Annotated in this window: 20 protein-coding genes; 14 read left to right on the top strand and 6 right to left on the bottom strand. The window is 71.4% G+C overall.

The window, feature by feature from the left end; genetic code table 11:
• Nucleotides 1–96: 96 nt before the first annotated feature.
• Nucleotides 97–1,224, bottom strand: a complete 1,128-nt coding sequence (locus AB0959_RS46120) for a DUF5937 family protein (RefSeq protein WP_366832906.1) — start codon at nt 1,222–1,224, stop codon at nt 97–99.
• A gap of 120 nt (nt 1,225–1,344) precedes the next feature.
• Between AB0959_RS46120 and AB0959_RS46115 the strand changes: the two genes are divergently transcribed.
• From AB0959_RS46115 to AB0959_RS46080, 8 genes are all read left to right on the top strand, one after another.
• Nucleotides 1,345–2,550 (top strand): amidohydrolase, encoded by a 1,206-nt coding sequence (locus AB0959_RS46115; protein ID WP_366832905.1) that lies wholly within the window; start codon nt 1,345–1,347, stop codon nt 2,548–2,550.
• The gene (locus tag AB0959_RS46110) at nt 2,547–3,374 is read left to right on the top strand and encodes an amino acid ABC transporter permease (RefSeq protein WP_366832904.1); all 828 of its coding nucleotides are present in this window, start codon (nt 2,547–2,549) and stop codon (nt 3,372–3,374) included. Before AB0959_RS46115 ends, AB0959_RS46110 begins: the two co-directional genes overlap by 4 nt.
• Nucleotides 3,371–4,126 carry an amino acid ABC transporter ATP-binding protein gene (locus tag AB0959_RS46105; RefSeq protein ID WP_366832903.1) on the top strand — a complete coding sequence of 252 codons (756 nt, stop codon included), beginning with the start codon at nt 3,371–3,373 and terminating at the stop codon, nt 4,124–4,126. The genes AB0959_RS46110 and AB0959_RS46105 overlap by 4 nt, the downstream gene beginning before the upstream one ends.
• Nucleotides 4,127–4,227: 101 nt before the next feature.
• Nucleotides 4,228–5,100 (top strand): transporter substrate-binding domain-containing protein, encoded by an 873-nt coding sequence (locus AB0959_RS46100; protein ID WP_366832902.1) that lies wholly within the window; start codon nt 4,228–4,230, stop codon nt 5,098–5,100.
• Between the two features lie 56 nt (nt 5,101–5,156).
• Entirely contained in the window at nt 5,157–5,447 is a 291-nt protein-coding gene (locus tag AB0959_RS46095; protein ID WP_366832901.1) for a hypothetical protein, read from the top strand.
• A gap of 95 nt (nt 5,448–5,542) precedes the next feature.
• Nucleotides 5,543–6,070 (top strand): SRPBCC family protein, encoded by a 528-nt coding sequence (locus AB0959_RS46090; RefSeq protein ID WP_366832900.1) that lies wholly within the window; start codon nt 5,543–5,545, stop codon nt 6,068–6,070.
• Nucleotides 6,071–6,217: 147 nt separating this feature from the next.
• On the top strand, nt 6,218–7,192 hold the full coding sequence (locus AB0959_RS46085; RefSeq protein ID WP_366832913.1) for a phosphotransferase: 975 nt from the start codon (nt 6,218–6,220) through the stop codon (nt 7,190–7,192).
• 151 nt (nt 7,193–7,343) lie between these two features.
• On the top strand, nt 7,344–7,751 hold the full coding sequence (locus AB0959_RS46080; RefSeq protein ID WP_366832912.1) for a four-helix bundle copper-binding protein: 408 nt from the start codon (nt 7,344–7,346) through the stop codon (nt 7,749–7,751).
• 26 nt (nt 7,752–7,777) lie between these two features.
• Here AB0959_RS46080 and AB0959_RS46075 read toward each other — a convergent pair whose 3' ends face one another.
• Nucleotides 7,778–9,211, bottom strand: coding sequence for an MFS transporter (locus AB0959_RS46075; RefSeq protein WP_366832899.1), 1,434 nt, complete (start codon nt 9,209–9,211; stop codon nt 7,778–7,780).
• Between the two features lie 114 nt (nt 9,212–9,325).
• Between AB0959_RS46075 and AB0959_RS46070 the strand changes: the two genes are divergently transcribed.
• From AB0959_RS46070 to AB0959_RS46055, 4 genes are all read left to right on the top strand, one after another.
• On the top strand, nt 9,326–9,973 hold the full coding sequence (locus AB0959_RS46070; protein WP_366832898.1) for a TetR/AcrR family transcriptional regulator: 648 nt from the start codon (nt 9,326–9,328) through the stop codon (nt 9,971–9,973).
• Nucleotides 9,974–10,037: 64 nt separating this feature from the next.
• On the top strand, nt 10,038–10,487 hold the full coding sequence (locus AB0959_RS46065) for a DNA-binding protein (protein WP_366832897.1): 450 nt from the start codon (nt 10,038–10,040) through the stop codon (nt 10,485–10,487).
• A gap of 119 nt (nt 10,488–10,606) precedes the next feature.
• Nucleotides 10,607–11,542, top strand: coding sequence for a hydroxymethylbilane synthase (gene hemC / locus AB0959_RS46060; RefSeq protein ID WP_366832896.1), 936 nt, complete (start codon nt 10,607–10,609; stop codon nt 11,540–11,542).
• A gap of 6 nt (nt 11,543–11,548) precedes the next feature.
• On the top strand, nt 11,549–12,106 hold the full coding sequence (locus AB0959_RS46055; RefSeq protein ID WP_366832895.1) for an AAA family ATPase: 558 nt from the start codon (nt 11,549–11,551) through the stop codon (nt 12,104–12,106).
• 32 nt (nt 12,107–12,138) lie between these two features.
• Here AB0959_RS46055 and AB0959_RS46050 read toward each other — a convergent pair whose 3' ends face one another.
• Nucleotides 12,139–13,050: an SMP-30/gluconolactonase/LRE family protein gene (locus AB0959_RS46050; RefSeq protein WP_366832894.1), complete on the bottom strand. Its 912-nt coding sequence runs from the start codon at nt 13,048–13,050 to the stop codon at nt 12,139–12,141.
• Nucleotides 13,051–13,174: 124 nt separating this feature from the next.
• Here AB0959_RS46050 and AB0959_RS46045 point away from each other — a divergent pair, with 124 nt between their 5' ends.
• On the top strand, nt 13,175–13,612 hold the full coding sequence (locus AB0959_RS46045) for an Lrp/AsnC family transcriptional regulator (RefSeq protein WP_366832911.1): 438 nt from the start codon (nt 13,175–13,177) through the stop codon (nt 13,610–13,612).
• A gap of 73 nt (nt 13,613–13,685) precedes the next feature.
• Nucleotides 13,686–15,728 carry an NAD(+) synthase gene (locus tag AB0959_RS46040; RefSeq protein ID WP_366832893.1) on the top strand — a complete coding sequence of 681 codons (2,043 nt, stop codon included), beginning with the start codon at nt 13,686–13,688 and terminating at the stop codon, nt 15,726–15,728.
• 214 nt (nt 15,729–15,942) lie between these two features.
• Here AB0959_RS46040 and AB0959_RS46035 read toward each other — a convergent pair whose 3' ends face one another.
• Genes AB0959_RS46035 through AB0959_RS46025 form a run of 3 tightly spaced genes read right to left on the bottom strand, consistent with a single transcriptional unit; the run spans nt 15,943 to nt 19,694 of the window.
• Nucleotides 15,943–16,707, bottom strand: coding sequence for a TIM barrel protein (locus tag AB0959_RS46035; RefSeq protein ID WP_366832892.1), 765 nt, complete (start codon nt 16,705–16,707; stop codon nt 15,943–15,945).
• The gene (locus AB0959_RS46030) at nt 16,704–18,659 is read right to left on the bottom strand and encodes a DUF2264 domain-containing protein (protein ID WP_366832891.1); all 1,956 of its coding nucleotides are present in this window, start codon (nt 18,657–18,659) and stop codon (nt 16,704–16,706) included. Before AB0959_RS46030 ends, AB0959_RS46035 begins: the two co-directional genes overlap by 4 nt.
• A 54-nt stretch (nt 18,660–18,713) precedes the next feature.
• The gene (locus AB0959_RS46025) at nt 18,714–19,694 is read right to left on the bottom strand and encodes a hydroxyacid dehydrogenase (RefSeq protein WP_366832910.1); all 981 of its coding nucleotides are present in this window, start codon (nt 19,692–19,694) and stop codon (nt 18,714–18,716) included.
• Between the last annotated feature and the right edge of the window lie 41 nt (nt 19,695–19,735).

Below are 19,735 nucleotides of genomic sequence, written 5' to 3'. Positions count from 1 at the left end.
GCCCGCCCCGCTCCCGCCGGCCTCGACGACCTCACCGCCCCCGTCGCCGACGCCGTACGGAACTGGAGCGGCAGCGTCCCCGCCGAGCAGATCGTATCAGTGGAACAGCGCGCTGAGCAGGTCCTCCCCGATGCGGCGCACACGTTCGAGGTTCAGCTGGTAGTAGGCGTGCCGGCCGTCGCGTTCGACGACGACCAGGCCGGCCGCCCGCAGCCGCGCGAGGTGACGCGAGACCTGGGGCAGGGTCATGCCGGTGCGCAGGGCGAGCTCCGAGGGCGTGAGGGGTTCCCGGGCCACGGCACGGGCGATGCGTTGCCGCCCCGGATCCCGCAGTACGTCGAGACGCTGGTTGACCACCGCGTACGCGGGCGGGTCCCCGCCCTCCGGCAGCAGCGGGTACTGGACGACCGCCGCGAAGCCCGGTTCGTGCTTCACCAGCAGGTGGGGGCCTCCGAAGACGGACGGGACGACCAGGACGGGGGTGGTGGCCACGTTCACGATCCCGTGGTGGAACTTGTCGAAGACCACCCGTGGCGGTTCGTCGCGATACGACGCCGTGGGGTCCAGGCCGGCCAGCGCCGTGCCGAGGCCGTCGCGGTCGAGTGCGGCACGGAGCTGCGGCAGGTGCGCGGCGATCGTGCGAGCGGCCCGTGTCAGATCGGGTTCCAGGGCCGCGGCGGCCCGGGTGAGGAGACCGAGGAGATCGGCGCGCAGGACTTCGGGGGCGCCGAGGAGCCTGCGGGCGAGTTCGGCGCGCGCGGTGGAGCGCAGCTCCGCCGCCGACAGCAGACTCTCGCGCTGGGTGGGGTCGTCGAGCACCTGGTCGAGCGGGGAGCCGGAGTTGCCGCCTCGGACGGCGTACGCGGTCAGTTCGGCGAATCGGGGGAGCGGCAGGCCGTCGATGTCGGTCAGTTCCGCCTCCAGCGACCGGTCCGCCGTGGCGCTCAGGGGCAGCAGATAGCGGGCCCGGTACGACGCCCACAACGGGGCCCAGTCCCTGATGAGCCGCCGCAGCTCCGGTGTGAGCGCGGAGACGCGTCCCGGCTCCTGGCCGGGCCCCTCCCCGGCCGTGCCCGCGTCGAGATGGCGTACCCAGCGCAGGACACCGGGATGGTGTTCGGCCTCCGTGTAGGCGTGCAGCGCCGCCGTCAGTTCGGCGAGCGGTGAGGCGCCCACGGACACGCGGGAAGGCCGAGCCCCGGCGAGCGACAGCACCACGCTCATGTCAGAGCCCTCCCGGTCGGCTCTCGCTGTCGGTTACCGCACCCGCGGTAAGCGTCGTGGGTGGAGTGTCCGGCACGGCCTACGGTTCCGGCAACCCCAACCAGACCACCCGGAGTGGCCATGAATCCTGCTGTTCCCGCACAACTCCGCGCGGACGTGCGCGCGCGCCGGCCGGCGCTGGAGCAACTCAGTCTCGACCTGCACGGGACGCCGGAGACCCGGTTCGAGGAGCACTACGCCGTGGAGCAGTTGGCGGGCAGGCTCGCCGCGGCCGGCTTCGAGGTGGACAAGGGGGTGGCCGGTCTGCCGACCGCCTTCACCGCCACCCACCGGGGCGCGGCCGACGGCCCGACGGTCGCCGTGCTGCTGGAGTACGACGCGCTGCCCGGCCTCGGCCACGGATGCGGCCACAACCTCATCGCGGCCGGCGGACTGACCGCCGCCCTCGCCGCGGCGGCCACGCGCCCCGACCATCCGGGCACGCTGAAGGTGATCGGCACGCCGGGGGAGGAGGGCGGCGGCGGCAAGATCCTCATGCTGGAGCGCGGGGTCTTCCAGACAGTGGACGCCGCGGTCATGTTCCATCCCTCGGACCGAAACCTCCGGGCCCGCCACGCCCTTGCCGCGAGCCATCTGCGGATGACCTTCCACGGCGTCGCCGCGCACGCGGCCAAGGCGCCCTGGGACGGTCGCTCCGCCGCCGCGGCTGCCCAGCTGTTCCTCACCGCGGTCGATTCGCTGCGCCAGTTCGTTCCGCCGACGGCCCGGGTGCACGGCATCATCGCGCACGGCGGTGCCGCCCCGAACGTCGTACCCGATCGCACGGAAGTCGACATCTTCGTCCGCGAGGCGACGTCAGCCGCCCTCGACGCCCTGCTGCCCCGAGTGTTCGCCGCCGCGCAGGGCGCGGCGCTGGCCACCGGCACCACGGTGGAACACACCGAGACCGCGCCCCGCTACGCCGAACGCAACAACAACATGGTGATGGCCGACCGGCTCGCCGAGTACGCCGCCGATGTCGGCCTGCACCTTGAACCACCGTCCCCGGCGAACCCGGCCGGCTCCTCGGACATCGGCAACCTGTCCGTCGAACTGCCGGTGATCCACCCCTACGTACAGATCTGCTCCCGGGACACCCCGGGCCACTCCGTACGGATGCGGGAAGCCGCTCGCAGTGCGCGGGCCCACGACGCGGTCCAGGCGATCACGACAGCGCTCGCCGCCCTGGTCCTGGATCTGCTCGGCGATCGGGACCTCCTGTCCGCCGCGCACGAGGAGTTCCACGCGTCCACCGCACGACCGGCCCTCGGTCAGGAGTCACGATGACAGCCCCGTCCCCCGTCCCCCTGGCGTCGAACGCCCTGGTCAACACGTTCTTCGACGGGGACCTCATCGCCCGGACCTTCCCCCGGCTGCTCACCGAGGGCTTGTTCAACACGCTGGTGATCGCCGCCGGCGCGATCGTCCTCGGTGTCGCCATCGCCCTTCTGGCCGCGATGCTGCTGCTGTCCAAGCGCTGGTGGGTGCGCCTGTCGGCCCGGCTCTACGTCGACGTCTTCCGCGGCCTCCCGGTGATCATCACCGTGATGCTGGTCGGTGTGGGCCTGCCCGCCGCCGGAATCCGGCCCTTCGGCACCAACCCGTTCGGCTACGCGATCCTGGCGATCGGCATCATCTCCGGCGCCTACACCGCGGAGATCTTCCGCTCCGGCATCCAGAGCGTCGACGCCGGGCAACTGCAGGCGGCGCGCAGCCTCGGCATGCCCTATCTGACGGCCATGCGACTGGTCGTCGTGCCGCAGGGCATCCGCCGTGTGCTGCCCGCGATGGCCGGCCAGTTCGTCAAGGACATCAAGGAGAGCTCGCTGGTCTACCTCCTCGGACTGGCCGCCGGACAGCGCGAGTTGTACTTCATCGCGCAGGAGGAGGTCGCCCGGACCTACAACTCCTCACCCCTGATCGCCGCCGGCCTCTGCTACCTCGCGCTCACGATCCCCCTGACCTACTTCGTGAACCACCTCGACCGGCGGCTGCGCGAAGGCCCCCGGCCCCAGGCCGCCCCGCCGGACCCCACCGAGCCGGACATGCCCAGAACCCCGGTCCAGGCCGCTCGGGGAAAGATCCGTGTCGCCGGAGGAGAGACCCGATGACCACGACCGAGGCACCCGTCATCCCCGCCGCCCTGAAGGTCACCGGCCTGGTCAAGAGCTACGGCAGCACCGCCGTACTGCGCGACATCACCCTCGACGTCCGGCGCGGCGAGACCCTCTGTCTCATCGGTCCCTCCGGCTCCGGAAAATCCACCCTGCTCAAGTGCCTCAACCTGCTGGAGACCCCCGACTCCGGGGAGATCCGGCTCGGCGAGACCTGCCTGACCGCCCCGCACACCGACGTGGACGCCGCCCGCGCCCGCATCGGCATGGTCTTCCAGCACTTCAACCTCTTCCCGCACATGAGTGTCGAGCGCAACGTCACCCTCGCCCTGACCTCGGTCAAGCGCATGGCTCGCGAGCAGGCCCGCGACATCGCACGCCGCCGCCTCGCCGAAGTGGGCCTGGCCGCCTTCGTCGACCAGAGGCCCGGCCGGCTCTCCGGTGGGCAGCAGCAGCGCGTCGCCATCGCCCGCGCGCTCGCCATGGAACCGGAGGTGATGCTCTTCGACGAGGCCACCTCCGCGCTCGACCCCGAACTGGTCAAGGACGTGCTGGCCGTGATGCGGGACCTCGCGTCCCGCGGCATGACCATGGCCGTCGTCACCCACGAAATGGGCTTCGCCCGCGAGGCGGCGGACCGCGTGGCCTTCATGTGTGACGGCAGGCTCGCCGAGATCGACACCCCTGACCGCGTTTTCGAGCGCGCCGACCATCCGCGGCTGCGCCAGTTCCTCTCCCAGGTCCTGTGACGCCCCCGACGTCCAACTGCGTCACCTCACCTCCCTCGAAGTCCTCACCTCCCGCGAACTCCTCACCTGCCTGCCGACAAGAAAGCAGAGTCACCGTCACCATGAACACCATCTCCCGCAGATCACTGCTGATCGGCGCCGCGGCCACCACCCTGCTGTTCCCGCTCACCGCCTGCGGTGGCGACAGCGAGGCGGCCGGCACCGCGGCCGCGTCGTACGAACTCGTCCGCAGCGGGGTGATCACGGCGGCAACCCAGGCCGAGCAGCCGCCCTTCGCCGTCACCGACGCCTCCGGCCGGCCCAGCGGGTTCGCCGTCGACCTGATGAACGAGGCCGCCGAACGCCTCGGCCTGAAGGTCGAGTACCGGACCACGAACCTCCAGGGCATTCTCGCCGGCCTGTCCGCCGGGCAGTACGACATCGGCGTGGCCGGTGTCGGCGCCACCCCCGAACGCAAGAAGCAGGTCGCCTTCACCACGCCCTACTACTGGGGCTTCACCGATGTGGTGACGCTGAAGGGCGGCAAACAGACCACGCTTCCGGACTTCGACGGCGAACGGGTGGGCGCCGTCAGCGGTTCGGTGCAGGAGACCTTCGTGACCCGCGAGATGCGTGGAGCGAAGCTGGTGAAGTTCAAGGACCAGACGGCGCTGATCACCCAGTTGTTGTCCGGTGGTGTCGAGGCCGTGGTCCTCGGCGGGGCCGACGCGGACGAGTACGCCAAGAAGCAGCCGATACGCATCGCCGTCGAACTGGACAGTCTGCAGGGCAGTGCCTTCCCGCTGCGCAAGGACGGCGACCCGAAGCTGCGTGAGGACCTCGACGCCCAGATCGACGCGATGATCGACGACGGGACCTACATCAAGCTCTACAAGAAGTACTTCCACGACCCGATCGCCCGCGACCTGATCAGGGAACGGCCGAAGCTGGCACGGCAGGTCATGAACACGGATCTGGCCCCCGCCGGGAGCTGACGGTTCGGATATGATCCGGGCAGGATTTGAACTCGTTCAAAAGAGGGGGGCATGTCATGCCCGAGTCGACCGCGCCAGTCCGCACCGACACACCCGCAACAGCCCTGGGACCCACCGCCCTCGTCTTCGGCGTCCTCTCCGCCGTGGGCGCGTGGGTGCCGGCGCTCGTGTGGGTAACGCTCCCGTGGGCGATCCTCGCCGGCGCCCTCGCCGTCACGTTCGGAGTGGCGGCCATCCACTACGCCCGTCAGGGCATCGGCCGCATGTGGACCGCCGTCGCCGGAACCGCCCTCGGCGGCGCGGGCTTCGCCGGCACCGTGACCCTTCTCTGGGCGCTCGGCGCCTGAGCCTGCCGCGGGGGCGGCCGGCTTGTTCCGCCGCTCGGCCACGAAAGCGCGTGAGACCGCGATGAGTTTCCGTCGTCCGGCCGGTCTGCCTTCGCATGGATCAGGATTTCGGAGTCACCGGCTCCCACACAGAGGTCGAACTGCTCGTCGACGTCCCGGTCGAGCGGCTCTGGCAGGCGGTCACGGACCTCTCCCGGATCGGGGACTGGAGCCCCGAGTGCACCTACGCGGGCTGGCTGGACAGCCACAGCGCGCCGACGGTCGGCGCCCGCTTCGAGGCCCGCAACCGCTTCCCCAACGGGCTTGTCACACAGGTCGAATGCGTGGTCGTCGCGGCGGACCGGCCGTACTCATTCGGCTGGAACGTGTTCGGAAGCCCGCCGGAAGCCACGGAGGCGTTCGCCACCTGGCGCTACGACCTCCGTCCCGCCGCCCGGGCGAACCAGACCGTGGTCCGTCAGTCGTTCACCCACGGCCCGGGTGAGAGCGGAGCCCGCGCGGCGGTGCGGGCGGACCCCGGCAACGCCGCCGCGCTCCTGCAGGGGCGGCTGGACCAGCTGCGCCGCAACATGACAACGACGATCGAGGCCATGGTCCGCGACATCCAGAGCCGACGCGCATGACCGCGCCCGTGGTGTCACGGGGGAACGCGCACTCCGTATGCGGAACAAACCCCTCGCAACAAACCCCTCGCCCCCCGCGTCGGGGCTCCCGTAGGGTGCGCGGGTTGTGGTGGCGGAGAGGCGGTTCGGAACGTGGCACCCAGGGCAGTGACGCGGGAGCAGTTGGCGGGTGCGGCGCGGGCCGCGCTGGGCGGTGGGCGACGGCTGGAGGCGGTCCAGCGGGTCGCGGGCGGCAGTAAGAAGGGCGTGTACCGCCTGGTGATGGACGACGCGACGACGGCGATCGCCTACCTCTGGGACGACGCCGAGAACTACTGGCCGGCGGCCGAGGGTGACGACGACCTCACGGACCCGTTCTCTCCCGGTCTCGGGCTGGACCTGTTCGAGGCCGCGCACGCCCGGCTGGACGCGCTCGGCGTCCGTGTCCCGGCGATCCGTCTCGTCGACCACGAGGGCGCCCACTTCCCGGCCGGCCTCGCGATCGTCGAGGACCTCCCGGGCGAGAACCTGGAGGAACTGCTCGCGCGCGATCCGAGTGCGGCTGCCCCGGTCATGGCCCGGCTCGGGGAGGCTCTGGAGGCGATGCGGCGCCATCGGGCGCCGGCGTACGGCAAGGTGGCCGTGGTCGACGGGGGCGGAACGTCGCGCGGGACGTCGTGCGAGGGGGTCGTCCTGGACCGTGCGCTGCGGGACCTCGCCGAGGCGGCGTCGCGTGATCCGCGGATCGCGGGTGCCCGCGAGCGTCTGGAGGAGCGACTGCTGGTCCTGGCGGCGGCGGTGCGGCCGCGCACGGAGTACGCGGCCGTGCACGGCGAACTGGGCCCCGACCACGTGCTGGTCGACGCGGACGGGAACCCCGTACCGATCGACATCGAGGGCACGATGTACTTCGACGTCGAGTGGGAGCACGTCTTTCTGCGGATCCGTCTGCACGACGCCTACCGGCCGCTGGAGGTGGACGGACTCGACGAGGACCGGCTCGCGCTCTACATGCTGGCGCAGCGGCTCTCGCTGACGGCGGGCCCCCTGCGGCTGCTGGACGGGGACTTCCCCGACCGGGCGTTCATGGCGGGTATAGCCGAGTACAACCTGAAGAAGGCGCTGGAACTGGTCCGCGCCTGAACGCGGAGCCGCCCGAGGCGCCCCGGCGAGGTACGGGGTGCCCGGGCGCGTTTGTTTCCCCTGGCCCGAGCCAACTCGTTGAGGAGCCGGAGTCCGAAGAGGCGGACCGTCCCGGCCCGTCGGCTGCCGGCCACGAAGGGAACGATTCGTGATGGCCACGGTCAAGGACATGCTCGCCACCTATCCGGCCGATCTGGGCCAGGTCGACCGCGACAAGCTCACCCACTGCATCGAGGCGTGCATCGCCTGTGCCCAGGCGTGTACGGCGTGTGCGGACGCCTGCCTGTCCGAGGGCATGGTCGGCGAGCTGACCAAGTGCATCCGCACCGACATGGACTGCGCGGACATCTGCAACGCCACCGCGTCCGTGCTGTCCCGCCACACCGGCTACGACGCCAACGTCTCCCGGGCGATCCTCACCGCGTGTGCCACCGCCTGCAAGGCCTGCGCCGACGAATGCTCCACGCACGCCGACATGCACGAACACTGCCGGCTGTGTGCCGAGGCCTGTCGCTCGTGCGAGCAGGCGTGCAACGACCTCGTCCAAGCCCTCGGCTGATCCGCCCCCGGCGGGCTCGCGGCAACTCAGTGCACGTGCGGTCCGCCGGTCATCTGCGGCTTCCCACGCGGTACGAGACCCACGGCCACGGCCGCGCCGACGGCGGCCGCTGCCGCGCAGGCCGCGAAGGCGTCGGTGAAGCCGCCGACCATACCGCGTTCGATGCCGGAGGCCGCCACGGTGGAGACGACCGCGACGCCGATGGAGCCGCCCACTTCGTGGAAGGTGTTGACGACGCCGGAGGCCAGCCCGGCCTCGTGGTGTTCGACCATGGCGAGCGCCGTTGTGGTGGCCGTGACGAAGACCGCGCCGATACCGAGGGAGGCGACGGCGAAACCCGGCAGGAGAACGCCGTACACGCTGCCGGAGTCCGACAGCCGGGTCAGCGGCACCGTTCCGGCGGCCGCGATCGCCATACCGGCGACAGCCGTGGCGCGGCTGCCGATCCTGCCGACGAGGCGTGAGCCCAGGTGCGCGCCGACGCCGGTGACGACGGCAACGGGAAGGAAGACCAGGCCGGTCTCGAGCGGGCTGAAGCCGCGCAGCTGCTGGAGGTAGACAGACCCGAGGAAGAAGAAGGCGATCAGCAGGGCCGTGGCCATCAGCATGAGGAACGCCCCGGCGAGGACGGGCCGGCGGGTGAACATGCGCAGGTCCATAAGCGGGGCCCGGCTCGCCCGTTCGGCGACGGCGAACAGGACGTACGCCACCACCGCGCCGGCCAGCGGCAGCAGCGTGGCGGGAGCCGCCCACCCCGAATCGCCCGCCTCCACCAGCCCGTAGATCAGGGCGCCCGTGCCGGCCGTGACCAGGAACGCGCCGGGTACGTCGAGCCGGGCCGGCCGGGGGGCCCGGGCCGCCACGAAAGCGGGTACGGCGGCGAGGACGAGGAGCCCGACGGGCACGTTGACGTAGAAGACCCACTGCCAGCCCGGTCCGTCGGTGAGCGCACCGCCGAGCAGGACCCCGGCCGCCGCGCCGGACCCGCCGATCGCCGCCCACACGCCGAGGGCCTTGTTGCGTTCGGCGCCGTGGAAGGTGGTGGTGACGATCGACAGCGCGGAGGGGGACAGCAGAGCCGCTCCGACGCCCTGAGCCACGCGTCCGCCGAGCAGGACCGGGGCGTTGCCCGCCAGGCCGGTGAGGAGTGAGGCGGCGGTGAAGAGGGCGAGTCCGGCGAGCAGGGTGCGGCGGGCACCGAGGGCGTCGGCGAGGCGACCGCCGAGGAGCATCAGACCGCCGAAGCAGAGGGTGTAGGCGGTGACGACCCAGGTCAGCGTCTCGCGACCGAGGTCGAGGTCGGTCGCCATGTCGGGCAGGGCGACGTTCACCACGGTGACGTCGAGGATCAGCATGAACTGGGCCAGGCAGATCAGTGCCAGGGCGGCCCAGCGGCGCGGGTCGGGGTGCGGGTCGGTGTGTGCCGGCGCATGCGGCGCACCGGCCGTGGAGTGGGTCATGGGAGTTCCTTGTGGCGAGTTGCCGTCGCGGCGGGATGCCGCCCTCTTCTGAACTGTACTGTGCAGTTCATCTGAACTCAACTGTTCAGTTCAGGTGGGTGTTAGGCTCGGCCCGTGAACGTGGAAGGTGTCAAGCGGCCCCCCAGTGGCCCCCGCGCGGAACTCAAGAGGCAGGCCATCGTGGGGGCCGCCCGCGACCTGTTCCTGCGTGAGGGCTTCGGCGTGGGCATGGACGCCATCGCCGCCGAGGCCGGCGTGTCGAAGGTGACGGTCTACAACCACTTCGGCAGCAAGGAGGCCCTCTTCACCGCGGTCATCACGGGAGCTCTCGACGAGCCCCTCGCGGGGGACGCGTCCGCGGCGCTCGACAGGCTGGCCGGCGCCGAGGACCTCCGTCCGGCCCTCCTCGATGCCGCCCGCGCCTGGGTTCACTCGGTGCGCGCCAATGACGACGTGACGGCGCTGCGCAACCTCGTGGCCGCCGAGGTGCACCGCTTTCCCGAACTGGGCCGGGCCTGGCAGCGCCACGGACCCGAGGGGCACCACCCCGCCGTGGCGCGAGCGCTGCGCGCCCTGGCCGACCGGGGCCGGCTGGTCATCCCCGACCTCGAGGCGGCCATCATCCAGCTCTACGCGCTCCTGGTCTTCCCGCACATGGTCTTCGGCTCCTATGCCACGCACGTCGACGACGACCTCACCGACCGCCTCATCGTCAGTGGCGTCGACATGTTCCTGGGCCACTACGGGCCGGGGTCCGACTGACGTTGAACAATTCGTTCACAATAAAGGATTGACTCTGAAGCGTTGTTCAGGGCACGCTGATGTCATGTCCGTCACCCCTGATCAGCCCACCGACCCCTTCACGCCCCCGCAGCCGGAGCAGGCCCGCGCGCAACGTGTGTACGCGTCGCTCTTCCGCATCGCCGAACGGCACGCGGCCACCGAAGAGCAGCGCCGCCGGCAGGTCCACCCGTCGGTCCTCGGCCCGCACGAAGCCGTCAGGCTCGTGGCGTTCCTGCTCAGCGGGGCCGCACGGCCGGATGGCGGTGAGCCGGAGGTGGACCAGGCCGACATCACCGCCGCGTTGAGCCTCGTCCCGCTGGTTCGGGGAGAAATGGACGAGCTGGAAGCCGGGCTCCTCCAGATGGCGCGAGGTCGTGGCATGACCTGGCAGGAGATCGCTTTCGGACTCGGGCTCGGCACGCCGCAGGCCGCCAGGCAGCGTTACGAACGACTGGCGAGCCGCGCCAACACCGAGGGGGAGGGCGCGAATTAGAAGAGTGTCGCGGTTCGAGGGCACACCTGTCCGAGAACTCCGACGTCTGGGGCACGCGCCTGAGCCGGGACACCGGATTGTGGCTCGGAGCCCGTGGGGGAGGGCCTACTGTGGACGGCATGACCGCCCCCGAGTTGATCCGCATCGTCTCCCGCGACTCACCCATGGCGCTCGCCCAGGTGGAGCGCGTACGCGCCGAGCTGTCCGCGCTCCACCCCGGCATCCGCACCGAGGTCGTGCCGGTGAAGACGACCGGCGACAAGTGGATGGGCGACCTCGCCAAGGTCGAGGGCAAGGGGGCGTTCACCAAGGAGGTCGACGCGGCCCTCCTCGCCGGGCAGGCGGACCTGGCGGTGCACTGCGTCAAGGACATCCCCGCCGACCGCCCCCTGCCGGCCGGGACCGTCTTCGCCGCCTTCCTCAAGCGCGACGACATCCGCGACGCCCTCATCCACCCGGGCGGCCTCACCCTGGACGAGCTCCCCGACGGCACGCGCATCGGCACCTCCTCCGTACGCCGCGTCGCCCAACTCGCCGCCTCGCACCCCCACTTGGACTGCGTGCCCATGCGCGGCAACGCAAACCGGCGGCTGGACAAACTCGCGGGCGGCGACGCCGACGCCCTCCTGCTGGCCGTCTCCGGCCTCGAACGCATCAACCGCCCCGACGTCATCACAGAGATCCTTCCGGTCGACGTGATGATGCCCCCGATCGGCGCCGGGATCCTCGCCCTCCAGTGCCGCGAGGACGACACCGCCCTCATCGACACCGTCAGCGCCCTCGGTCACCCCGACACCCACCGCGAAGCCACGGCCGAGCGGATGTTCCTCCACGTCCTCCAAGGCCACTGCAACTCACCCATCGCCGGCTACGCCAAGGCCGAACGCAACGGCGAACTGTCCCTGCGTGCCTGCGTGTTCACCCCCGACGGCAAGACCATCCTCAACGCCCACGAATGGGCCGGTCGCCTCGACCCGGCCACACTCGGCACCGCGGTCGCCGTAGCACTCCTCCGCCAGGGCGCACGCGAGCTGATCGACACCATCCCCCACTGAGGCGCCGTGGGCGCCGAAGGCACCGACCTGGGTTCCGCGGTCGTCCTGATCACCGGCGTGATGGCGTCGGGGAAATCCACGGTGGCCGAACTTCTCGCCCGCCGCCTGCCCCGGGCCGCTCATGTGCGCGGCGACGTCTTCCGGCGGATGGTGGTCTCCGGACGGGAGGAACTGCTGCCCGAGGAGACCGCCGAGGCCAGGGCTCAACTGGAAATGCGCCACCGGCTCTCCGCGCTCACGGCCGACGAGTTCGCCCGCCAGGGCTGGACCGCGGTCGTCCAGGACATCGTCCTGGGGAAAGACCTGAGCCGGTACGTCGCCATGGTGCGCACCCGACCGTTGTACGTCGTCGTGCTGGCCCCCTCCGCCGCAGCCGTCCGCACCAGAGAAGCCGACCGCGCGAAAACCGGATACGGCGTCTGGACGGTCGACGCGCTCGACCACACTCTGCGCGAGGAGACGCCGCGGATCGGTCTCTGGCTGGACACCGCGGAGCAGACGGCGGAGGAGACGGTTTCGGCGATTCTCGACAACCTCTCCGCCGCCCGCGTGGAGACCGGCTGACTCGGGTCAGGCAGGCACTCCTGGGGTGACCGTCACCGCACCCTGGGCGTGCCCGTCACGGACATCATGAGTGAGTACAGCGAGGTGGTCGCCGTGATGAACATCTTGTTGTTCCTCGGGCCGCCGAAGGCGATGTTGGCGACCGGCTCGGGCACGCGCAGTCGTCCGATGAGCGTGCCGTCGGGGTGGTAGCAGTGCACGCCGTCGTCGAAGGCGGCGGCCCACAGCCGCCCCGCGTCGTCGAAGCGGATGTTGTCGAAGAAGCCGCCGTCGGTGCGCTCGGCGAAGACCACGTCGTTGGTGAGGGTGCCGTCGTCCCGCACGTCGAAGGCGCGGATCTGCGCGGCCCTCGTGTCGGCGACGAACAGCCGGCTCTCGTCCGGTGAGAAGACCAGGCCGTTCGGCCCGCCGAAACCGTCGGCGACGCGGTGGACCCCGCCGGTCACGGGGTCGATCCGGTAGACGTCACATGTGCCGATCTCACTCTCGGCACGATGTCCCTCGTAGTCGCTGAGGATCCCGAAGTCCGGGTCCGTGAACCAGACCGAGCCGTCGGAACGTACGACCGCGTCGTTCGGGCTGTTGAAGCGCTTGCCCTCGAAGCGGTCGGCGAGCACGGTGACGCTGCCGTCGTGCTCGGTACGGGTGACCCGGCGGTTGCCCTGCTCGCAGCTCACCAGCCGGCCCTCGCGGTCAAGGGTGTTGCCGTTGACGTACCCGGCCGGGGAGCGGAAGACCCCGGTCGTGCCCGTGGCCTCGTCCCAGCGCAGCAGGCGGTCGTTGGGGATGTCGCTCCAGATCAGCTGCCGCCAGGCGGGCAGGTAGAGCGGCCCCTCGGCCCAGCGGCAGTCGGCGTGCAGCCGCTCCAGCCGTGCGTCGCCACTGGCGCACCCTTCGGTGTGAAAGCGCTCGTCCAGGACCTCGTACAGATTCTTCAGCACCACGCCGGACACGATCCGCCTCTCTCGCAAAACAGCTGAATGGCATTCATCGTGATCCTAGTGCGTCCGAACCAGATATGGTGGAGACGTGGGGATGGTCAACGGAATCAACGGGATCAACGGGATCGTGGACGACGTCGACAGGGCACTGATCGCAGAGCTTCAGCGCGACGCCACCCAGGCCTACGCGGCGCTCGGCAGGGCGGTCGGCCTGTCGGCCGGCGCGGCCCATGATCGCGTACGCAAGCTCCGTGAACGCGGTGTCATCCTCCGTACGACCGTGGACGTCGACCCGGCCTCCCTCGGGCGGGGCGTACTCGCCTTCGTCATGGTCGACTCGTCGGCGTGGATGGGGGACGCGGCCGAGTCCTTCGCGGCCATCCCCGAGATCCAGGAAGCCCACATCATCGCGGGCACCGCCTCCGTCCTCGTGAAAGTGCGCTCGGCCACCACGCAGCAGTTGCAGGACGTCCTGCGGCGGCTCTACACGATCGACGGCGTGAGCGGGACGCAGGCGACGGTCGTACTGGAGACCTTCTTCGAAAGGCCCGTCCGCGCCGACTGATACTTGCTGGTGCAGGGATGCATCCCACACGTCCCCGTCACATGGAGCTGCCGGAAAGGGGCACCTTCGCATCGTGAACTTCTGGTCCATCTATGAGCACGGTTTCGCACGGATCGCCGCGTGCACCGGTCACGCGGCCATCGCCGACCCGCCCGCCAACGCGGAGGCGGTCCTGAGGCAGGGGCGCCGGTGCGCGCAGGAGGGGGTCGCCGTCGCCGTGTTCCCCGAACTCTGTCTGTCCGGATACTCGATCGAGGACCTGCTGCTGCAGGACGCGATGCTGGACGACGTCGAGACGGCGCTCCAGACCGTGGTGGCCGGGTCGGCGGACCTGCTGACCGTCCTCGTCCTCGGTGCCCCGCTGCGCCACCGCAACCGGGTCTACAACTGCGCGGTGGTCGTGCACCGCGGCCGGATCCTCGGTGTGGCGCCCAAGTCCTACCTGCCGAACTACCGCGAGTTCTACGAGAAACGGCAGATCGCCGCGGGCGACGACGAGCGCGGCGGGACGATCCGCGTCGGCGGCGCGACCGTGCCGTTCGGCACGGACCTGCTCTTCGCGGCCGAGGACGTCCCCGGCCTGGTGCTGCACGCCGAGGTCTGCGAGGACATGTGGGTGCCGGTGCCCCCGAGCGCCGAGGCGGCCCTGGCCGGAGCGACCGTCCTCGCCAACCTCTCGGGCAGCCCGATCACAGTCGGTCGGGCCGAGGACCGGAAGCTGCTGTGCCGCTCGGCGTCCTCGCGCTGCCTCGCCGCCTACGTCTACGCGGCGGCCGGACTGGGCGAGTCGACCACCGACCTGTCCTGGGACGGCCAGACCATGATCTACGAGAACGGCACCCTGCTGGCCGAGACCGACCGCTTCCCTCAGGACGACCAGTACGCGGTGGCCGACATCGATCTCGACCTGCTGCGCCAGGAGCGCCAGAGGATGGGCTCGTTCGACGACAACCGCCGCACCCACGCCGCACGCACCGGCGACTTCCGCCACGTGCCGTTCCGGCTCGACCCGCCCACGACCGACCTGGGGCTGCGCCGCCGGGTCGAGCGGTTCCCTTTCGTGCCGGCCGACCCCACCCGCCTCGCCCAGGACTGCTACGAGGCCTACAACATCCAGGTCGCCGGTCTGCAGCACCGGCTGGCGGCCATCGGCGGCCCAAAGGTCGTCATCGGAGTGTCCGGTGGCCTCGACTCCACCCACGCGCTGATCGTCGCCGCCCGGGCCATGGACCGCGCGGGCCGTCCCCGCAGCGACATCCTGGCCTTCACGCTGCCCGGCTTCGCGACCGGTGAGCACACCAAGGGCAACGCCCACAAACTGATGCGCGCACTCGGCGTCACCCCGGCCGAACTGGACATCACGCCGACCGCCCGGCTCATGCTCAAGGAGATCGGTCACCCGTTCTCGTCCGGTGAGCCCCAGTACGACGTGACCTTCGAGAACGTACAGGCCGGGCTCCGCACGGACTACCTGTTCCGGCTGGCCAACCAGCGCGGCGGCATCGTCCTCGGCACCGGCGACCTGTCGGAACTGGCGCTCGGCTGGTGCACCTACGGCGTCGGCGACCAGATGAGCCACTACAACGTCAACTCCGGCGTACCGAAGACGCTCATCCAGCACCTGATCCGGTGGGTCATCAGCAGCGGCCAGTTCGACGAGGAGACCAACGAGACGCTGGCCGCGATCCTCGACACGGAGATCAGCCCGGAACTCGTACCGGGGGAGGAGCTGCAGTCCACCGAGTCCAAGATCGGCCCGTACGCGCTGCACGACTTCACCCTCTTCCATGTCCTGCGCTATGGCATGCGGCCGTCGAAGATCGGCTTCCTCGCGTGGCACGCCTGGCACGACAAGGACGCCGGCGCGTGGCCGCCGGGGTTCCCCGAGGCCGAGCGGGTGGCCTACGACCTGCCCGCCATCTGGCACTGGCTGGAGTACTTCTGCCGCCGCTTCTTCGCGTTCGCGCAGTTCAAGCGCTCGGCCATGCCGAACGGGCCCAAGGTGCTGGCCGGCGGCTCCCTGTCGCCCCGCGGCGACTGGCGCGCACCGTCCGACAGCACGGCGAAGGCCTGGCTGAGGGATTTGGCCCGCTGGGACGTGCCGCGCGCCGACTGACTCCGGCCGTGGGTGTGCGCGGGCGGACACCTCCCGGCACACCCCCTTCGGCCCGTTGGCGTCCGCGGGTGCGGCGTGGTGCCGGGTGCGCGGCCGTGCTTTCAAGGGGCGCGGGGCTGTATCGATATGCGGTTCCGCCGCGGGGCGCGACCAGCCACAACGAACCCGCGGCCAGGGACGGCGGCAAACCACATCGGCGACCGGGACGGCGGCCTCAGATCGCCAGGGACCGGAGAGTCCGGGCCTCGCGGGCGAGAACCCCCTCGTCGTTCTCGGGAACGAACTCCATGAGGACGTCCAGCGGTCGGCCGTGCGCGCGCAGCCGGGCGAGAACCGCGCTCCACAGGTCGGCACGGGTGGCGAGCGGGTGGCGGGTGGTCCCGGGCCACCAGGCGAAGGCGTGCACCGCGGCGACCCGGTCGATCACCGTCTCGAGACCGGAGAGGGCGTCGGCGTCCGGCACGTCGAGCGGCGGCTGCCAGTAGGTGCGGACACCCGGGTGGTCCACCTCGTCGAGCAGCCGGAGGGTGCGGTCGGCCCCGTCGGTCAGGGTGTTGCGGTGGAACTCGTAGGCGAGTTGGATGCCCGCGCCTGCCGCCAGCATGGCCGCACGACGGGTGTCCTCGACGACCGCCGCCCGCCCCTCGGGCGACATCTCTTGCGTACCCGCCGCCCCCGCCCAGATCCGGATACGGGGCGCCCCGAGCAACACGGCGGAGCGGAGGACTCCGTCGAACTCGATGGGGTCGGTCTGTCCGGCGCGGTAGTACGAGCCGTACGAGGCGACCGCCAGGCCCGCGTCCTCGGTGGCCGCGCGAACCCGGGCGGCAACGGCCTCGTCTCCCGCCGGTACGTGGATGTCGGCGCCCCACTCGACGCACTCCAGACCCGCCTCGACCGCGGCGGCGAGAACACCGTCCACGTCGAGGTGGCGCAGGGTGACGGAACACAGCCCCAGGCGCGGTGCCACCTCGCTCACGCCGACTCCTCGGTGACCGAGGGCACGCCGGTGCCGAAGTCGACGACCGTACGGCCCCCGTCGGCCCAGCGAACAACGACGGCGAGACCGTTCACCTCGGCGGTCGCCTGCCCGGCGAGGGAGGCCGCGCCCGGTTCGCCGGTGAGCGAGGCCAGCGCGGCGAACACCGTACGGGCCGGGACCGCGCCGACCGTTCCGGTGAGTTCGGGAACGAGGGCCCACGGGCCGTAGGCCGTGCCCTGCGGAGCACGAACCGTGGCTTGCGTCTCCCAGCCGTACAGACCGAGGAGCTGGCTCGTCACCTCCGGCCCGTCGATCCGTACCTCCGCCCCCGCCTCCGCCGCCTGTTCGGTCTCGGCGGCGTCCCCCGGCGCGAGCGCGACGGCCCAACCGCTCTGGTGGACCGGCGTTCCCGTCGGCACGCCGACGGCGCGGTGCACGCGCAGTTCGACACGGCCGCGGGCCAGCGTGAGGCTCTCGATCCGGGCCGACGGAAGGACGGGACCGCCCTCGGGGAAGACCGGCCGGTGCCACGAGGCGAGCCAGTCGGGCCCGGCGGCAAGGGGGTGGATGCGGATACGGGCGCTGCGCACGCCGCGCGCCTGGAGCGCGACGTGGTTGTCGGGGGCGTTCGCGGCGCTGGTCGGGCCGGTGCGTGTGGAGTACGCGAGACGGGCGTAGAGCGGGTTGCCGGGGGCGCGTTCCGGTTCCCAGGAGGCGAGCTTGTAGCTGCCGTGGTTGTGCAGCCGCGCCAGGCCGTCCGAGCCCGTGGTCTGGATGAGCAGCCCCGGAGCGGGGAGTGCGAGCGCACGGTCGGGGCCCTCGGCGGGCGCTTTCTCCTCGGTGGCCGTCCACACCGGGTCCTCGGGCGGGATCAGCAGGGCGAGGAACCCCTTGGAGGCCCAGTACGGGGAGCCGGGCCCGGAGTAGCGCTGCAGGGTCGCCTCGTGCGGGCCGTACCAGCCGAGGCCGAGAATGCCGTCCGAGGTCAGCGCACCGCGGTCGAGGAAGTGGCGCAGCGCCCCGCTGAGGACGCGGCGGGTGGTGCCGGGGGCGAGCGGTGTCCGGCTGGTGAGGGCGCCGAGGGCCACGGCGGTCACGGCGGCGAAACGGTAGGTGAGGGAGCGCCCGTGGTGGACGGGGGCGCCGTTCGCGTCGAAGAGCAGCGCGAAACCGTCCAGGAACTCCCGCAGCCGCGGGCCGAGCCGGTCGAGCAACTCCTGGTCTCCCGCGAGGTGGGCGTGGAGCAGCGGGTAGAAGTGCAGGGCCCAGCCGTTGTAGTGGTCGAAGGACCGGCCGTCGCCGTCGGAGTACCAGCCCTGCCCCTGGTACCAGCCCTCCAGCAGGGCGAGCCCCCGCTCGATCGCGCCCCGGGTCTCGGCGTCGCCGCGCCCGGCGGACTCCAGGAAGCCCGCGACGGTCAGCGGGAAGAGGTACCAGTTGTTGGGGGCCGGAGTGTGGCGCAGCGCGCCGCGCAGCCACCGCTCGACGCGGTCCTGGTCGGCGGCGGGAAGGGTGTTCCAGGTCCAGGGCGCGGTCAGCCGCAGGGCCAGCGCCACGGAGGCGGACTCCACCATGGGCTGGCCCTGGATGCCGTGGTGGCCGATCTCAGGCCAGGACTCGGCGTCGTCACGGCCGGGCGTTCGGGTGCCCCGCGCGAGGCCGGTGGTGTAGCGCTCCAGGAAGCCGTACGGGTCCTTGCCCGACGCTCCGGCGGTGCGGAACGCGGCGAGCAGGAACGTACGCGCGAACCCCTCCAGGCCATCGGAACGCACCCCCGACTTCGAGGGCGGGCCGGGCAGGTCGATCAGGGCCTGGCCAGGAGTGGCGTAGCGGAGGGCGGAGGCCAGCAGCCGGTCGGCGGTGGCTTCCCAGTGGGCGCGGGCGTAGCCGGTGTACGGGCTGAGGGTGCGGTCTTCCTCGGGGGCCGTGGGGAGGTGCTGTTCGGGCATGGGCGGGGCCACGTCTCCTGTTCGTTCCAGCTCACGTGGGTCTGATGGGTGGGCTCAGGCGAGGCGGGCCAGATGCTCGGGCCGGACGGGGTGGGCGAAGGGGCGGCCGAGGGCGTACGCCTCGACCTCGGCCAGTGCCAGGTCGGCGAGACGGCGCAGTTCCCCACCTTTCGAGCCGGCGATGTGCGGGGTGACGAGGACGTTCGGGCACTCCCACAGCGGTGAGTCGACGGGCAGCACCTCCGGCTCGGTGACGTCAAGGATCGCGTTGAGCCGCCCGGAGACCACCTCGGCGGTGAGGGCGCCCTGGTCGACGACGGCACCCCGCGCGGTGTTGATCAGGGTGCCGCCGGTACGCAGCCGGGCCAGCAACTCGCGGCTGACCAGGCCACGCGTCTCGGGCAGCAGCGGTGTGTGGACGCTCAGGATGTCACTGGCCGTGAACAGTTCCGGAAGGGAGACGGGCCGCGCCCCGAGTTCCCGTGCTTCGGTGTCCGTGACGTAGGGGTCGTGGAGCAGGACGGTCAGGTCGTGCGGGCGGAGTAGGTCGATGACGCGGCGCCCGATGATCGAGGCGCTCAGGATGCCCACGGTTCTGCGGTAGTTGCCCGCTTCGGGGTGGCGCTCGTTCCAGTCGATGCGGCGGCGTTCGAGGCGGTACAGCCGGGCGGTGTCGAGGACCCGCTTGTTGGCGAGGAGGATCATGGCGAGGGTGTACTCGGCGACCGGTACGGCGTTGGCCGCGGCGGCGGAGGACACCGCGAGGCCGCGCTCCCAGCACGCGGGGGTGATGTGGTGGCGTACGGTCCCGGCGGTGTGCACGACCGCGCGCAGCCGGGGCGCGGCGTCCAGGGTGGCCGTGTCGACGGGCGGGCAGCCCCAGCCGGTGATGAGCAACTCCGCGTCGGCGAGCGCACGGTGCGCGGCGGGAGTGGTGAGATCGTCCAGGACGAGGTGCGGGTCGATGTCGGTGAGGGCGGCCAGCCGGGCCCGTACGTCCGTGTCGAGGACCTGTTGCGCGGTCCTGTGCGCCATGGCGAGCACGGCGCGCGGGCGACGACGGGACTGGTGGTCGG

The sequence above is a fragment of the Streptomyces sp. NPDC046862 genome, from assembly GCF_040704615.1.
GTDB lineage: Bacteria > Actinomycetota > Actinomycetes > Streptomycetales > Streptomycetaceae > Streptomyces.
This window is presented reverse-complemented; position numbering and strand designations above follow the sequence as displayed.

Excerpts from the sequence above, each read along its gene's own strand:
- AB0959_RS46120 (WP_366832906.1), bottom strand. The coding sequence starts at position 1,224 with ATGAGCGTGGTGCTGTCGCTCGCCGGGGCTCGGCCTTCCCGCGTGTCC.
- AB0959_RS46115 (WP_366832905.1), top strand. The coding sequence starts at position 1,345 with ATGAATCCTGCTGTTCCCGCACAACTCCGCGCGGACGTGCGCGCGCGC.
- AB0959_RS46110 (WP_366832904.1), top strand. The coding sequence starts at position 2,547 with ATGACAGCCCCGTCCCCCGTCCCCCTGGCGTCGAACGCCCTGGTCAAC.
- AB0959_RS46105 (WP_366832903.1), top strand. The coding sequence starts at position 3,371 with ATGACCACGACCGAGGCACCCGTCATCCCCGCCGCCCTGAAGGTCACC.
- AB0959_RS46100 (WP_366832902.1), top strand. The coding sequence starts at position 4,228 with ATGAACACCATCTCCCGCAGATCACTGCTGATCGGCGCCGCGGCCACC.
- AB0959_RS46095 (WP_366832901.1), top strand. The coding sequence starts at position 5,157 with ATGCCCGAGTCGACCGCGCCAGTCCGCACCGACACACCCGCAACAGCC.
- AB0959_RS46090 (WP_366832900.1), top strand. The coding sequence starts at position 5,543 with ATGGATCAGGATTTCGGAGTCACCGGCTCCCACACAGAGGTCGAACTG.
- AB0959_RS46080 (WP_366832912.1), top strand. The coding sequence starts at position 7,344 with ATGGCCACGGTCAAGGACATGCTCGCCACCTATCCGGCCGATCTGGGC.
- AB0959_RS46075 (WP_366832899.1), bottom strand. The coding sequence starts at position 9,211 with ATGACCCACTCCACGGCCGGTGCGCCGCATGCGCCGGCACACACCGAC.
- AB0959_RS46065 (WP_366832897.1), top strand. The coding sequence starts at position 10,038 with ATGTCCGTCACCCCTGATCAGCCCACCGACCCCTTCACGCCCCCGCAG.
- hemC (WP_366832896.1), top strand. The coding sequence starts at position 10,607 with ATGACCGCCCCCGAGTTGATCCGCATCGTCTCCCGCGACTCACCCATG.
- AB0959_RS46030 (WP_366832891.1), bottom strand. The coding sequence starts at position 18,659 with ATGCCCGAACAGCACCTCCCCACGGCCCCCGAGGAAGACCGCACCCTC.
- AB0959_RS46025 (WP_366832910.1), bottom strand. The coding sequence starts at position 19,694 with ATGGCGCACAGGACCGCGCAACAGGTCCTCGACACGGACGTACGGGCC.